The 14,036-nt window shown below is 71.6% G+C and carries 13 protein-coding genes; 10 read left to right on the top strand and 3 right to left on the bottom strand.

Annotated elements, in window-relative coordinates; genetic code table 11:
* The first annotated feature begins 1 nt into the window (after window position 1).
* Genes CRP56_RS18835 through CRP56_RS18815 form a run of 5 tightly spaced genes read left to right on the top strand, consistent with a single transcriptional unit; the run spans window position 2 to window position 5,948 of the window.
* On the top strand, window positions 2-1,843 hold the full coding sequence (locus CRP56_RS18835; protein ID WP_097265562.1) for an acetyl/propionyl/methylcrotonyl-CoA carboxylase subunit alpha: 1,842 nt from the start codon (window positions 2-4) through the stop codon (window positions 1,841-1,843).
* Complete coding sequence (locus CRP56_RS18830) at window positions 1,840-2,979, top strand: acyl-CoA dehydrogenase family protein (RefSeq protein ID WP_097265560.1); 1,140 nt, start codon at window positions 1,840-1,842, stop codon at window positions 2,977-2,979. The genes CRP56_RS18835 and CRP56_RS18830 overlap by 4 nt, the downstream gene beginning before the upstream one ends.
* Window positions 2,980-3,016: 37 nt before the next feature.
* On the top strand, window positions 3,017-4,585 hold the full coding sequence (locus CRP56_RS18825) for a 4-coumarate--CoA ligase family protein (protein ID WP_097265558.1): 1,569 nt from the start codon (window positions 3,017-3,019) through the stop codon (window positions 4,583-4,585).
* Window positions 4,582-5,328, top strand: a complete 747-nt coding sequence (locus CRP56_RS18820) for an enoyl-CoA hydratase family protein (protein WP_097265556.1) — start codon at window positions 4,582-4,584, stop codon at window positions 5,326-5,328. Before CRP56_RS18825 ends, CRP56_RS18820 begins: the two co-directional genes overlap by 4 nt.
* Window positions 5,316-5,948 (top strand): TetR/AcrR family transcriptional regulator, encoded by a 633-nt coding sequence (locus tag CRP56_RS18815; protein ID WP_179851056.1) that lies wholly within the window; start codon window positions 5,316-5,318, stop codon window positions 5,946-5,948. The genes CRP56_RS18820 and CRP56_RS18815 overlap by 13 nt, the downstream gene beginning before the upstream one ends.
* Before the next feature lie 13 nt (window positions 5,949-5,961).
* Here CRP56_RS18815 and pdxH read toward each other — a convergent pair whose 3' ends face one another.
* Window positions 5,962-6,591, bottom strand: coding sequence for a pyridoxamine 5'-phosphate oxidase (gene pdxH / locus CRP56_RS18810; protein ID WP_097274218.1), 630 nt, complete (start codon window positions 6,589-6,591; stop codon window positions 5,962-5,964).
* Window positions 6,592-6,870: 279 nt separating this feature from the next.
* Here pdxH and CRP56_RS18805 point away from each other — a divergent pair, with 279 nt between their 5' ends.
* On the top strand, window positions 6,871-7,974 hold the full coding sequence (locus CRP56_RS18805; protein ID WP_097265555.1) for a citrate synthase 2: 1,104 nt from the start codon (window positions 6,871-6,873) through the stop codon (window positions 7,972-7,974).
* A gap of 79 nt (window positions 7,975-8,053) precedes the next feature.
* On the opposite strand, the gene CRP56_RS18800 is transcribed toward CRP56_RS18805, so the two are convergent.
* Window positions 8,054-9,082: an isopenicillin N synthase family dioxygenase gene (locus tag CRP56_RS18800; protein WP_097265554.1), complete on the bottom strand. Its 1,029-nt coding sequence runs from the start codon at window positions 9,080-9,082 to the stop codon at window positions 8,054-8,056.
* A gap of 583 nt (window positions 9,083-9,665) precedes the next feature.
* Window positions 9,666-10,577 carry an SDR family oxidoreductase gene (locus CRP56_RS18795; RefSeq protein WP_097265553.1) on the bottom strand — a complete coding sequence of 304 codons (912 nt, stop codon included), beginning with the start codon at window positions 10,575-10,577 and terminating at the stop codon, window positions 9,666-9,668.
* Between the two features lie 126 nt (window positions 10,578-10,703).
* Here CRP56_RS18795 and CRP56_RS18790 point away from each other — a divergent pair, with 126 nt between their 5' ends.
* From CRP56_RS18790 to CRP56_RS18775, 4 genes are all read left to right on the top strand, one after another.
* Complete coding sequence (locus tag CRP56_RS18790; protein ID WP_097265550.1) at window positions 10,704-11,609, top strand: LysR family transcriptional regulator; 906 nt, start codon at window positions 10,704-10,706, stop codon at window positions 11,607-11,609.
* Window positions 11,610-11,643: 34 nt separating this feature from the next.
* Window positions 11,644-12,042: a RidA family protein gene (locus tag CRP56_RS18785; protein ID WP_097265548.1), complete on the top strand. Its 399-nt coding sequence runs from the start codon at window positions 11,644-11,646 to the stop codon at window positions 12,040-12,042.
* Window positions 12,035-12,484, top strand: coding sequence for a GNAT family N-acetyltransferase (locus CRP56_RS18780; protein WP_097274217.1), 450 nt, complete (start codon window positions 12,035-12,037; stop codon window positions 12,482-12,484). The genes CRP56_RS18785 and CRP56_RS18780 overlap by 8 nt, the downstream gene beginning before the upstream one ends.
* A 153-nt stretch (window positions 12,485-12,637) precedes the next feature.
* On the top strand, window positions 12,638-14,035 hold the full coding sequence (locus CRP56_RS18775; protein WP_097274215.1) for a PAS domain-containing protein: 1,398 nt from the start codon (window positions 12,638-12,640) through the stop codon (window positions 14,033-14,035).
* The last annotated feature ends 1 nt before the right edge of the window (window position 14,036 follow it).

Raw genomic sequence — 14,036 nt, 5'->3', positions numbered from 1 at the left:
CTTGATAGGGACCGTGCTCGTCGCCAACCGGGGCGAGATCGCCTGCCGGATCTTCCGCACCTGCGGTGAGTTGGGAATCCGAACCGTCGCCGTGCACTCGGACCCGGACGCGAACGCCCTCCACGCGCGCGTGGCCGACACGGCGGTACGACTCCCCGGGGCGACCCCCGCCGAGACGTATCTGCGCGGCGACCTGATCGTGAAGGCCGCCGTCGCCGCCGGAGCGCACGCCGTGCACCCCGGTTACGGCTTCCTCTCCGAGAACGCGGACTTCGCCCGCGCCGTCCTGGACGCCGGACTGGTGTGGATCGGCCCGCCGCCCGAGGCGATCGAGGCGATGGCGTCCAAGACGCGCGCGAAGGAGCTGATGGGGCTCCGGCCGCTGGGGGAGGTGACCGCGTCCGACCTCCCGGTGCTCGTGAAGGCGGCCGCGGGCGGCGGGGGGCGCGGGATGAGGATCGTGCGCCGTCTGGAGGAGCTGAGCGCCGCGCTGGAGGGTGCGCGCGCCGAGGCCGCGAGCGCCTTCGGGGACGGCGAGGTGTTCGTCGAGCCGTACATTGAGAACGGCCGCCATGTCGAGGTGCAGATCCTCGCCGACACCCACGGCACGGTCTGGGCGCTCGGCACGCGCGACTGCTCCCTCCAGCGCCGCCACCAGAAGGTCATCGAGGAGGCGCCGGCGCCCGGGCTCTCCCTGGGGCTCGAAGAGGAGCTGCGCACGCTGGCCGTGCGCGCCGCGCGCGCCGTCTCCTACGTCGGCGCGGGCACCGTCGAGTTCCTCGTCGCAGACGGCAAGGCGCACTTCCTGGAGATGAACACCCGCCTCCAGGTGGAGCACCCGGTGACGGAGGCAGTGTTCGACGTGGACCTGGTCGCACTCCAGATCGCCGTCGCAGAAGGACAGCCCCTCCCCGAGACACCTCCACGCGCGCGTGGCCACGCCGTCGAGGCCCGCCTCTACGCCGAGGACCCGGCCCAGGACTGGGCCCCCCAGACCGGAACGCTGCACCGCCTCACGATCCCCGGCGTCCGCCTGGACACCGGCTACGCGGACGGCGACGAGATCGGCGTCCACTACGACCCGATGCTCGCCAAGGCCGTCGCCCACGCCCCCACACGCGCGGAGGCGATCCGCAAACTGGCCGGCGCGCTGGAACGGGCCACGCTCCACGGCCCGACCACCAACAGAACCCTCCTGGTCAACTCCCTGCGCCACGAGGAGTTCACGACGGCGGCCATGAACACGGCGTTCTACGACCGCCACCTCACGTCGCTCACCTCAACGCCCCCCGACCCGCACGCCCCGCTGGCCGCCGCTCTCGCCGACGCCCACGGCCGCTCCCGCTTCGGCGGCTGGCGCAACGTCCCTTCACAGCCACAGGTGAAGCGGTACGAGAGGGCGGGCGAGGAGATCGAGGTCCGGTACCGCTGGGGGAGGGACGGCCTGGAGGCGGACGGGGTGCGCGTGGTGCACGCGGACGCAGGTCTGGTCGTACTCGAAGTGGACGGCGTGCGGCGCCGGTACGAGGTGTCGGGGTACGGCGACGAGGTGTACGCCGGCGCGACCGCGCTCAGAGCCCTGCCCCGCTTCCCCGACCCGAAGGCGCAGCTGGCCCCGGGTTCGCTGGTGGCCCCGATGCCGGGAACGGTGGTCAGGATCGCCGAGGGCCTGGAGGTCGGGGCAAAGATCGAGGCCGGTGAACCGATCGTGTGGCTCGAAGCGATGAAGATGCAACACCGCATTTCGGCCCCGGTCACGGGGACGCTCAGCGTTCTGCACGCGGTCGTCGGCGGTCAGGTCGCCGTCGGTGCCCTGCTCGCCGTCGTAGAGGAGGACCAGTGAGCATCACCCTGGAGTCAGAGGAACACACCGCCCTGCGCGCCGCCGTCGCCCAGCTCGGCAAGCGCCACGGCCGCGGCTTCGACCGGGAAACCCTCTGGTCCGAGGCCGCCAAACTCGGCTACCTCGGCGTCAACCTCCCCGAGGAGTACGGCGGCGGAGGCGGCGGCATCTCCGAACTCTCCATCGTCCTCGAAGAGCTCGGCGCCGCAGGCTGCCCGCTCCTGATGATGGTCGTCTCCCCGGCCATCTGCGGCACCGTCATCGCCCGCTTCGGCACGGAAACGCAGAAGCGGGAATGGCTCCCCGCCCTCGCCGACGGCACCCGCACCATGGCCTTCGGCATCACCGAACCCGACGCCGGTTCCAACTCGCACCGCATCACCACCACGGCCCGCCGCGACCCGGAGACCGGCGACTGGCTGCTCACCGGCCGCAAGGTCTTCATCTCCGGCGTCGACATCGCCGACGCCACCCTGATCGTCGGCCGCACCGAAGACTCCCGCACGGGCCGCCTCAAGCCCTGCCTCTTCATCGTCCCGAGGGACGCCGAAGGCTTCCACCGCCGCCAGATCGACATGGAACTCCAGGCTGCGGAGAAGCAGTTCGAGCTGACGCTCGACGACGTACGGCTGCCCGCGGACGCGCTCGTCGGCGACGAGGACGCCGGTCTCCTCCAGCTCTTCGCCGGCCTCAACCCCGAACGCATCATGACGGCCGCGTTCGCGATCGGCATGGGCCGCTACGCACTCGCGCAGGCCATCACCTACGCCCGCGACCGCACCGTGTGGAACACCCCCATCGGCGCCCACCAGGCCATCGCCCACCCCCTCGCCCAGGCCCACATCGACCTGGAACTGGCCCGCCTGATGATGCAGAAGGCCGCCCACCTCTACGACGCCGGGGACGACGCCGGCGCGGGCGAGGCGGCGAACATGGCGAAGTACGCGGCGGGGGAGGCCTGCGTGAAGGCGGTGGACCAGGCGGTGCACACCCTGGGCGGCAACGGCCTCACGCGCGAGTTCGGGCTCGCCTCGTTGATAACCGCCGCGCGCGTGGCTCGTATTGCTCCGGTGAGCCGGGAGATGATTCTCAACTACGTCTCCCACCAGACCCTGGGCCTGCCCAAGTCGTACTGAGAGCCTGACCCGGCACAGCGTTGTGCGAGGAGGAACCATGTTCCGCAGCGAGTACGCAGACGTCCCGCCCGTCGAACTCCCCATCCACGAGGCCGTCCTGGGCCGCGCAGCCCAGTTCGGCGACGTACCCGCCCTGATCGACGGCACCGACGGCACCACCCTCACGTACGCCCAACTGGACGCCTTCCACCGGCGCGTGGCCGCCGGGCTCGCCGAGGCGGGCGTGCGCAAGGGGGACGTGCTCGCCCTGCACAGCCCCAACACGATCGCCTTCCCGACCGCGTTCTACGCGGCCACGCGCGCGGGCGCCTCCGTCACCACCGTGCACCCGCTCGCCACGGCGGAGGAGTTCGCCAAGCAGCTCACCGACTCGGCGGCCCGCTGGATCGTCACCGTCTCCCCCTTCCTCGAAACGGCCCGCAGGGCGGCCGAACTCTCCGGCGGAGTCGAGGAGATCTTCGTCTGCGACAGCGCCCCCGGACACCGCTCGCTCATCGACATGCTGGGCACCACGGCCCCCGAGCCGCAGGTCGCCATCGACCCGGTGGAGGACGTGGCGGCGCTCCCGTACTCCTCCGGCACCACCGGCATCCCCAAGGGCGTGATGCTCACGCACTCCCAGATCGCCACCAACCTCGCCCAGCTGGAGCCGCTGATCCCGGCCAAGCCCGGCGACCGCATCCTCGCCGTGCTGCCCTTCTTCCACATCTACGGCCTGACCGCCCTGATGAACGCGCCGCTGCGGCAGGGCGCCACCGTCGTCGTCCTGCCCCGCTTCGACCTGGAGACCTACCTCGCGGCCATCCAGAACCACCGCATCACCGACCTGTTCGTGGCCCCGCCGATCGTCCTCGCGCTCGCCAAGCACCCGCTCGTCGCGCAGTACGACCTGTCGTCCCTGCGGCACATCATCAGCGCCGCAGCGCCCCTCGACGCCCGGCTCGCCGCCGCCTGCTCGGCCCGGCTGAACCTGCCGCCGGTCGGCCAGGCGTACGGCATGACCGAGCTGTCGCCAGGCACCCACATCGTCCCCCTCGACGGCATGCGCGACGCCCCCGCCGGCACCGTCGGCAAGCTCATCGCCGGCACCGAGATGCGCATCGTCTCCCTCGACGACCCCGACAAGGACCTCGGCGTCGGCGAGGCCGGCGAGATCCTCATCCGCGGCCCCCAGGTCATGAAGGGCTACCTCGGCCGCCCCGACGCCACCGCCGCGATGATCGACCCCGACGGCTGGCTGCACACCGGCGACGTCGGCCATGTCGACGCCGACGGCTGGCTGTTCGTCGTCGACCGCGTCAAGGAACTCATCAAGTACAAGGGCTTCCAGGTCGCCCCGGCCGAACTCGAAGCCCTGCTCCTCACCCACCCCGGCATCGCCGACGCCGCCGTCATCGGCGTCTACAACGCCGACGGCAACGAAGTCCCGCACGCCTACGTCGTCCGCCAGCCCACCGCCACCGACCTCTCCGAAGGAGAGGTCATGATGTACGTCGCCGAACGCGTCGCCCCCTACAAACGCGTCCGCCAGGTCACCTTCATCGACGACGTCCCGCGCGCCGCCTCCGGCAAGATCCTGCGCCGCCGGCTGAGGGAGCTCACATGACAGCGCACACGACCCTGATCGGCCGCACTCGCGCGCGGGGCGTCGAGACCCTCACCCTCGACTCCCCGCACAACCGCAACGCCCTGTCGGCGGCCCTGGTAGGCGAGTTGGCGGACGCGCTGACCGACTGCGCCGAGGACGGCGACGTCCGCGCGGTCGTCCTCACCCACACCGGCAACACCTTCAGCGCCGGCGCCGACCTCAAGGACCCACCCGACCCCGACGCGCTGGTGGGCCTCCTCCGCCAGATCGTCGCCGCACCGACACCCGTCCTCGCCCGCGTCACCGGCCACGTCCGCGCGGGCGGCCTCGGCCTGCTCGCCGCCTGCGACATCGGCGCCGCGTCCACCGCAGCGACCTTCGCCTTCACGGAGGTACGGATCGGGGTCGCCCCCGCCGTCATCTCCCTCCCCCTCCTCCCACGCACCGACCCACGCGCCCTCGCCCGCTACTACCTCACCGGCGAACGCTTCGACGCCGCCGAGGCCGCCCGCATCGGCCTGCTGACCGCGACCGGCGACGACGTGGACGCCGTACTCGAACCCGTCCTGGAAGGACTGCGCAAAGCCGCCCCCGAAGCCCTGGCCGAGACGAAACGGCTGCTCACGGTTAGGGTGCTGGAAGCCTTCGACCGGGACGCGGCCCACCTCACCGCGCTCTCGGCCCGCCTGTTCGCCTCCGCGCAGGCCCGCGAGGGCATGACAGCCTTTCTAGAACGACGGGACCCCGCATGGGCGCTGTGAGCACGGTCGGCGACCGTATGGACCGTTCCCCAGGCGACCGCACGCCGAAGCAGGACCGCAGCCGGGCCACCCGGCAGCGGCTCCTCGAAGCCGCCGTCGCCTGCCTCGCCGAACGCGGCTGGGCGGGCTCCACGGTCACCGTCGTCGCCGAACGCGCGGGCGTCTCCCGCGGCGCCGCCCAGCACCACTTCCCCACCCGCGAAGACCTCTTCACGGCGGCCGTGGAGTACGTCGCCGAGGAACGCTCCGGCGCGATCCGCGCCCTGTTCCCGCAGGGCGCGGCAGGCGACCGCCGGGCGGTCGTGGCCGCCCTGGTCGACCTCTACACCGGCCCGCTCTTCCGCGCCGCCCTCCACCTGTGGGTCGCCGCCTCCAACGAGGAACAACTCCGCCCCCAGGTCACGGAATTGGAGGCCCGCGTCGGCCGCGAGACCCACCGCATCGCGGTCGACCTGCTGGGCGCGGACGAATCGAGACCGGGCGTACGGGAGACGGTCCAGGGCCTGCTGGACATGGCCCGCGGCCTGGGCCTGGCCAACCTGCTCACCGACGACAAGGGCCGCCGGGAGAAGGTGGTCGCCCAATGGACGGTACTGCTGGAGTCAGCCCTCAAGGACTGAGGCAGAGCAGGTCTCAAGGACTGAGCCGCTCCACCCGCCAGCTCCCGTCCGCCTCCGCCACGTACCGCAACCGGTCGTGCAACCGGTTCTCCCGCCCCTGCCAGAACTCCACCGTCCGTGGAGCCACCCTGAAGCCACCCCAGTGCGGCGGCACCGGCACCTGCTCGCCCTCCGGATAGCGGGCCGCCAACTCGGCGTACGACGCCTCCAGATCGGCCCGGGTCCCGATCACCGAGGACTGCTCACTGGCCCACGCGCCCAGCTGCGAACCGTGCGGCCGGGTACGGAAGTACGCGGCGGTCTCGTCCCGCCCCGTACGGCGCGCGACACCGCTGACGATCACCTGGCGGGCCATCGGATGCCACGGGAAGAGCAGCGAGACGTACGGGTTCTCGCCGAGATCACGCGCCTTGCGGGAGTCGTAGTTCGTGTAGAAGACGAACCCCTGCTCGTCGAACTGCTTCAACAGCACCGTCCGCGAACTCGGCCGCCCCTCCGCGTCCGCCGTCGACACCACCATCGCGTTCGGTTCGAACAGATGGGCCTCCGTCGCGGCCTGCTTGAACCAGCGCGCGAACTGCTCCACCGGGGTGGCGGCGAGCTCGGCCTCGGAGAGCCCGTCGGCCCGGTACTGCTTGCGCATGGAAGCGGGATCGGGGGCGCTGTCGGGTCCGTGGGAGACGGCGTGTGCGTCGGTCACGTGGTCATCTTGCCGTATCGAACGTCACTCCACGGAAGGTGGCACTGAGTGCCGCGAACCCTGCCCAAGCGTGGCACTCGGGGATATGGTGCAGATGCCACCCCCCTGGGGTGACCGCCGACCGAACGGGGCATCACAGGGGTGACCGCCCAGGACCGCGAGCCCCGCACAGCCGTGGATCCGGCGGCGTCATCCGTCGCACACATCATGAGGAGCCGCCTGATGTCCGACTTCGTACCTGGCCTCGAAGGAGTCGTCGCGTTCGAGACGGAGATCGCCGAACCGGACAAGGAGGGCGGCGCCCTCCGCTACCGCGGCGTCGACATCGAGGACCTCGTCGGCCACGTCTCCTTCGGCAACGTCTGGGGCCTGCTCGTCGACGGCGCCTTCCGCCCCGGCCTGCCGCCCGCCGAGCCCTTCCCGATCCCCGTCCACTCCGGCGACATCCGCGTGGACGTCCAGTCGGCCCTGGCCATGCTCGCCCCCGTCTGGGGCCTGAAACCCCTCCTCGACATCGACGAGGCCCAGGCCCGCGACGACCTCGCCCGCGCCGCCGTCATGGCCCTGTCCTACGTCGCCCAGTCCGCCCGCGGCCAGGGCCGCCCCATGGTCCCGCAGCGCGAGATCGACAAGGCCCAGTCCGTCGTCGAACGCTTCATGATCCGCTGGCGCGGCGAACCCGACCCCAAGCACGTCGCGGCGGTCGACGCGTACTGGACGTCGGCGGCGGAACACGGCATGAACGCGTCCACCTTCACGGCGAGGGTCATCGCCTCGACCGGAGCGGACGTGGCCGCGGCGCTGTCGGGCGCGGTGGGTGCCATGTCGGGCCCGCTGCACGGCGGCGCCCCCTCCCGCGTCCTGTACATGATCGAGGAGATCGAGCGCACGGGCGACGCCGAGGCGTACGTCAAGCAGGCCCTCGACAAGGGCGAACGGCTGATGGGCTTCGGCCACCGGGTGTACCGGGCCGAGGACCCCCGCGCGCGCGTGCTGCGCCGCACGGCACGCGAGCTGGGCGCGCCGCGCTTCGAGGTCGCCGAGGCGCTGGAGAAGGCGGCGCTCGCTGAACTCCACGCTCGCCGCCCCGACCGCGTCCTGGCCACGAACGTGGAGTTCTGGGCGGCGATCGTGCTGGACTTCGCGGAGGTCCCGGCGCACATGTTCACGTCGATGTTCACGTGCGCTCGTACGGCTGGATGGTCGGCGCACATTCTGGAGCAGAAGCGGACGGGGCGGCTGGTGCGGCCTTCGGCCCGGTATGTGGGGCCGGGGGCGCGTACCCCTCAGGAGATCGAGGGGTACGGGGACATTGGCGCCCACTGAGGTGGGGATTGAGGGACGCGGGCGACTGCGGGTCCGTCGTGGCTGGTCGCGCAGTTCCCCGCGCCCCTGAGGGCGTTGCCTAAGCCGGAGTCAGCAAGTCCTGGTGATGACGCTCCGCCACGAGCGGGTGCGCCCGCAGCTTGCCCTTGAGCTCGTTGTAGCCGTACTCCGCGAAGAGCGGGTTGGTGGGGTCGTCGGAGACACCGGGCGCGGCATCGGCGTACGGGAAGGGCAGCGGCTCCACCCGCGCGTCCAGCCGAGGGTTGTAGAAGAACGGCACGGAGAACCGCTCGGTGGCGCCGGGCGGGGAGACGACCCGGTGGTTGGTGGCCACGAGATACCCGTTCGTGGCCACCTCCAGCAGCTCCCCGAGATTCACGACGAAGGCCCCCTCCAGCGGCGGCACGTCATGGAACAGCCCGTCCTCGCGCTGCACCTGAAGGCCGCCGACCTGGTCCTGGAGGAGCAGGGTGAGGAACCCGTAGTCCTTGTGGGCGCCGACCCCCTGATCGGCGCCGTCACCGGCGCTCCCCGGGTAGCGCACGAGCTTGAGGTGCGGGTGGGCCCGGTCGCCGAAGACCGGGTCGTAGAAGTCGGCGGGCGCCCCGATGGAGGCGAGCAGCTCGTGCAGCAGCCGCTCGGCGACGGAGCTGAGCCGCTCGACCCAGGCGAGCGCGGCGGTACGCAGCTCGGGCAGGGAGTCCGGCCACTGGTTGGGCCCCTCCAGCCACCAGTACGCCGGCTCACCGGCCCCGGGTATCCGCGCGGGCCGCTCGGCCCCGATGTCGAGCTGATCCCGCCAGTCCCGGCTGCCGCCGGTGCGCTCGTCACCGGTGCGGGTGTATCCGCGGAAGTGCGGCGACCGTACGTTGTCGAGAGCGAGCCGCTCGTCCTCGGGCAGCGCGAAGAACCTCCGCATGGCGGAGAGCAGGGCGCGCGTCTCCTGTTCCGGGACCCCATGCCCGACGAGCTGGAAGAACCCCACGTCATGAGCGGCGCTGTGCAGCTGGGCGCGGAGCAGCGCACGGGCCTGGGGACCGCGATCGGCGGCCGAGAGATCGATGATCGGGAGCTGCTGGTACGACGGATTCGTCGACACGTGGGTCATGGTGCGTCCGCAAAGGGTGAGAGGGAGAAAAGTCGGCAGCGGATGGCTGCGCGAAGGGCTGGAGGCTCAGATGGAGCGTCGACAGCCCATGCTCGTGACGCGGACGTAGTCCACGTGGCGGCGCCGAACGAGCGAAAGCATGCGGTCAGAGTACTGCGTGCAGCAAAAATGTCGCGTGTCACAGCTCACGCCCGCAAAACTTCCCTGTACGTCGTCCGGGTACGTCTTCCGGGTACGTCTTCCGGAAACGCAGACGACCCGCGAGCTCGGGTCCCCCCGCCTGGGCGGGGGAGCCGGCCGGACGTACCGGCGAGCTCACGGGTCGGGTGACTGCTTGGGATTGGGCCGGCTGCACGCGTCTGTCGCGCACTGGTCCGGCACCGCACTGAAATGTGGTGACGGGCTGCTAGCCCGCAGCCACCTCTTCCGTCCGGTATGAATACATCTGCCGAACCACCTCCTCTCCGAAGTGATAGTCACACTAAAGAGCTGTAGGTCATGGATCAACCGGTTTTCCGAGACGTTGGCGGAGCCGATTCCAGGCGCTGGGTGTAGCCGTATCTGTCGCCTCGCTGCCGAGCCCTCAGAGGATGCTCCGGCGCCCCTCCTCGAAGTAGTGGCCCTCCGCCAGGTCCGTGAGCAGGTTCGGCTGTTCCGGCTTCCAGGAGAGGCGTTGCCGGGTCAGGGTGCTGGAGGCGCGCAGGTCGAGGGCGATGAAGTGGGCGAACCAGCCGAAGTGTGCGGCGGCCTCGGCGGCGGTCACCTGGACCACCGGTACGCCCAGGCCCTGGCCGATCGCGGTCGCGATGGCGTGGACGGGGACGCCCTCGTCGTCGATCGCGTGGACGCGGGTGCCCGCGTCGGCCTTCTCCAGGGCCAGCCGGTAGAGGCGGGCCGCGTCGAGGCGGTGGACGGCGGGCCAGTGGTTGGTGCCGGCGTCGATCGTCGCGGAGACGCCCTTGTCGCGGGCGATGTCGATGAGCTTGGGGACGAAGGCGCCGTCGTCGCGGCCGTGCACGGACGGGGGCAGGCGGACGACCGAGGTGCGCACGCCGCGGTCGGCGAGGGCGAGGGTGGCCTCCTCGGAGGGGACGCGGAAGGGCGCCACGGAGTCCGGGTGTGCCGCGTCCTCCTCGGTGGCGTAGATGCCGCGCTCGACCAGGAACGCCGACGTCGTCACGAAGGGCTTGCCGGTGCCTTCCAGTACCGACCCCATCGCCTCGATGGCGTGCAGGTCGATGACGCCCGAGGCGGCGATGTCGGAGAAGTCGTGCTTGAAGGCGGTGTGGATGACACCGTCGGCTGCCTCCGCGCCCCGGCGCAGGCTGTCCAGGTCGTCCAGGTCGCCGCGGTGCACCTGCGCGCCCGCCGCCCGCAGCGCCGCCGCGGAGTTGTCGGAGCGGGCCAGGCCGACGACCTCGTGTCCGGCGCCGATGAGTTCACGTACGACGGCGCTGCCCACGAAGCCGCTGGCGCCGGTGACGAACACACGCATGCTGATGACCCCCAGAGGGATGGAATTCGGGATGCCTCCAGCCTGGGGAACAGGGCGTCCCCGCGTCCAAAGCCTCTTTCGTATACGGCAATGCGATCTGGGCATCACCACAGCTAGGCTCGTTGTATGGCCGACTCCGACGCCCAGCCGATCCCCGGCGCCGCGGACCTCGATCTCCGTCTCGTCCGGTACTTCACCGTCGTCGCCGAGCACCGCCACTTCGGCCGGGCCGCCGACGCCCTGCACATCACCCAGCCCTCGCTGAGCCGCCAGGTGCAGCGGCTGGAGCGGGAGCTGGGGGCGCGGTTGCTGGACCGGACGCCGCAGGGGACGCGGCTGACGGAGGCGGGGGAGGTCTTCCTGGCGGAGGCGAAGGTGTTGCTGCGTGCGGCGGCTCAGGCGGCCGTACGCGCGCGTGCCGCCGCGCAGCCGCATCGGATGACGGTCGGTTTCACCTCGGGCATCATCGTCACCCCGGCGGTCCGGGCGGTACGGCACCGGCACCCGGACGCCGAGGTGCTGACCACTCACCTGACCTGGGACGACGCACACCATGCCCTGCTCGACCACCGGGTCGACGCGGTGGTGACGCGGCTGCCGTTCCGCACCGAGGGGCTGCGGGTGACGGTCCTCTACGACGAGCCGCGCGTGCTGATCGTGCCGCTGGACCACCGGCTGGCCGGCAAGGAGGCCGTCACGCTGGACGACATCGCCGACGAGCGGCTGCCGCGTACGGCGGACCCGGTGCGCAGCGCGTTCTGGCGGTTCGAGCCGCGTCCGGACGGGCGCCCGGCGCCGGACGGGCCGCTCATCGAGGCGGTCGAGGACAAGTTCGAACTCGTCGCCGCCGGCGAGTCGTTGGCGGTCGCCGCGCAGTCCGTGGGGCGGGTCCTGCGGCCCGACCTCACCATGGTCCCGCTGGAGGGCGTCGAGCCCAGCCATGTCGTCGTCGCCACCCGCGCGAACGACCGCAACCGCCTGGTGACGGCGTTCCGCAAGGCCGCGCGGGACCACCTCACCCTGGACGCGTGACCGTCCGGCAGATCGACCACCTACCGTTTCGCCCATGACGGAGCGACGCGCGATTCTCAGCGGTTCGGTGTTCGAGGAGCAGATCGGGTACGCCCGGGCCGTGGTCGACGGCGACTGGGTGCATGTCTCGGGGACGACCGGCTACGACTACGCGACCATGACCATCTCCGACGACGTCGTCGAGCAGGCCGAGCAGTGCCTGCGGAACATCGAGGCGGCCCTGACGGAGGCCGGGAGCGGTTTCGAGGACGTGGTCCGGGTGCGGTATCTGCTGCCCGACCGCGAGGACTTCGAGCCGTGCTGGCCGGTGCTGCGGCGGGCGTTCGGCCGGGTGCGGCCCGCGGCGACGATGATGATGTGCGGACTCGCCGATCCTCGTATGAAGATCGAGATTGAGGTGTACGCGCGGCGGGGAGGTGGAGGACGTGTCTGATCTTCCGATAGTCCGGCTGGAGCGTGCGGTCGGCGACGCCCTGCTCGAACAGTGGCGGTACGTCCACAACGTGATCATCCCGGCCGACCCGCTGAGCCTGGACGCGGTGCGGGAGCGCAGTACGCGCTACCGCCTGGAGAACGCGTACGTCGGTGACGTCCTCGTCGGCTGTTCCACCGTGCGCCCGCCGGAGGGCGAGGACGCGGTGGCGACCGTCATCGCGCGCGTGCTGCCCGCGCACCGGCGGCGCGGGTACGGGACGGCGCTGTACGAGAACGGGCTCGCCCACGCGCGCGTGCTGGGCGCGAGGGTGATCGAGACATGTGTGCTGGCCGTCAACGAGGACGGTCTGCGCTTCGCAGGAAAACAGGGCTTCGCCGAGGTCGAGCGGTATGTGCTCGACGGCGAGAGCGACGAATGGGTCGATCTCCGGCTCGCCTAGGCGCACCGGGACACCCGCAGAGACAGGAGCGGCGTACAACGATTCCCCCAACTTGTGGGAACTCGGTGTGTGCTGCGTCACGTTCCAGTTAGATGATTGCAAGTGAGCGAACCGACGTGCCGTACGTACGGACGCAGCCTGCAGGGGGTCCAGGTGAGTGCTTCCAGGCGTAGTGGGACCACCGACGAGCTGGGGCCGGACGAGCCCGAGCAGCCCGACCGGGACGGCTCGGACCTGCTCGCCGCCCTGCTCGACGGCATGGACGCGGCGCTGTGCGCCTTCGACGCGGACGGCGTCGTCACCCACTGGAACCGCGAGGCGGAGCGGATTCTGGGTTGGTCCGCGGCCGAGGCCGTGGGCCGGCACGGCTTCGCCGGGTGGGCCGTACGGGAGGCGGACGCCGAGGAGGTCGAGGGGCGGCTGCTGTCCGCCATGCAGGCCCCGGGGCGGCAGGTGCACGAGTTCGCGCTGCTGACCAAGGACGGCGGACGGGTCCTCGTACGGACCCAGTCGGCCGCCGTGCACGGCCCGGACGGCAAGCCCGCCGGGGTGTACTGCGCGTTCAGCGAGGTGCACGCGCAGATCGACCTGGAGCGGTCGATCGCGCTGAGCGAGGCGCTGTTCGAGGACGCCAGCTGGGGTGTCGTGCTCGTGGACGCGGACCTGCGGCCCGCGGTGGTGAACGCGCACGCGGCGCGGGCGCTGGGCATCGGCCGTACGGCCGTGCTGGGGCGGCCCCTGGGCGAGCTGCTCGCGCAGGGCGTGGAGGAACTGGAGAGCGCGCTCACGCATGTGCTGGCGGAGGGCGCGCCGCCCGCGCCCGCCGAGATCTGGGTGGGCGTGCGGACACCGGAGGGCGAGCAGCGGCGCTGCTGGCGGTGCGGGTTCGTGCGGCTGTCCTCGCCGCTCGCCGAGGAGCCGGTGCCGCTGGGCGTGGGCTGGCTGTTCAACGACGTAACGGAGGCCAAGCAGGCCGAGCAGGAGGCGTCCCTGCTGCGCTTCCGGGGCAACCAGCTGCATCGCGCGGCCCGCGCGGCCGCCGAGTGCGAGGACCCGGCGGAGGCGGCGACGATCCACCTGGACTTCGCACTCGCCGGCTTCGCCGACCACGCGCTGATCGACCGGGTGGCGGGGGACGGCTCGCTCGCCGACGGGGACTCGGACGTTCCGGTACGACTGGTCCGCGTCGCCGCCACTCCCTCCGGGGCGCCGGGGCCGAGCCTGCTGACCGGGCAGGCGGGGCTGCCGGTGCGGTACGCCGAGGGGCATCCGGCGTTGCAGTGCGTGGAGCGCGTCGGATCGGTGCGGGCGAGCGTGGGCTCGGTACCGGCGGAACGGGCGCGCGAGTGGGCGCTGTCCCGGCAGTGGCCGCCGGACGCGGTCCACGCGCTGTGCGCGGTGCTGCGGAGCCGGGGGCGGACGCTGGGAGCGGTGACGTTTCTGCGGGGGGCCGGACGGAGTCCGTTCGAACGGTCCGACGCGGCTTATGCGGAGGACGTGGCGATGCGGATCGCTGCGGCGCTGGATCTGGCGGGGACGCTGAGGAAGTGAC

Source organism: Streptomyces sp. TLI_55, assembly GCF_900206255.1.
GTDB classification, from domain to species: domain Bacteria; phylum Actinomycetota; class Actinomycetes; order Streptomycetales; family Streptomycetaceae; genus Streptomyces; species Streptomyces aquilus.
The sequence above is the reverse complement of the archived record's forward strand: the minus strand, read 5'-3'. Positions and strand labels throughout refer to the sequence as shown.

Bases quoted from the DNA above. Each gene is read 5' to 3' on its own strand.
- CRP56_RS18825 (WP_097265558.1), top strand. From the start codon at position 3,017: ATGTTCCGCAGCGAGTACGCAGACGTCCCGCCCGTCGAACTCCCCATC.
- CRP56_RS18820 (WP_097265556.1), top strand. From the start codon at position 4,582: ATGACAGCGCACACGACCCTGATCGGCCGCACTCGCGCGCGGGGCGTC.
- CRP56_RS18815 (WP_179851056.1), top strand. From the start codon at position 5,316: ATGGGCGCTGTGAGCACGGTCGGCGACCGTATGGACCGTTCCCCAGGC.
- pdxH (WP_097274218.1), bottom strand. From the start codon at position 6,591: ATGCGCAAGCAGTACCGGGCCGACGGGCTCTCCGAGGCCGAGCTCGCC.
- CRP56_RS18805 (WP_097265555.1), top strand. From the start codon at position 6,871: ATGTCCGACTTCGTACCTGGCCTCGAAGGAGTCGTCGCGTTCGAGACG.
- CRP56_RS18800 (WP_097265554.1), bottom strand. From the start codon at position 9,082: ATGACCCACGTGTCGACGAATCCGTCGTACCAGCAGCTCCCGATCATC.
- CRP56_RS18795 (WP_097265553.1), bottom strand. From the start codon at position 10,577: ATGCGTGTGTTCGTCACCGGCGCCAGCGGCTTCGTGGGCAGCGCCGTC.
- CRP56_RS18790 (WP_097265550.1), top strand. From the start codon at position 10,704: ATGGCCGACTCCGACGCCCAGCCGATCCCCGGCGCCGCGGACCTCGAT.
- CRP56_RS18785 (WP_097265548.1), top strand. From the start codon at position 11,644: ATGACGGAGCGACGCGCGATTCTCAGCGGTTCGGTGTTCGAGGAGCAG.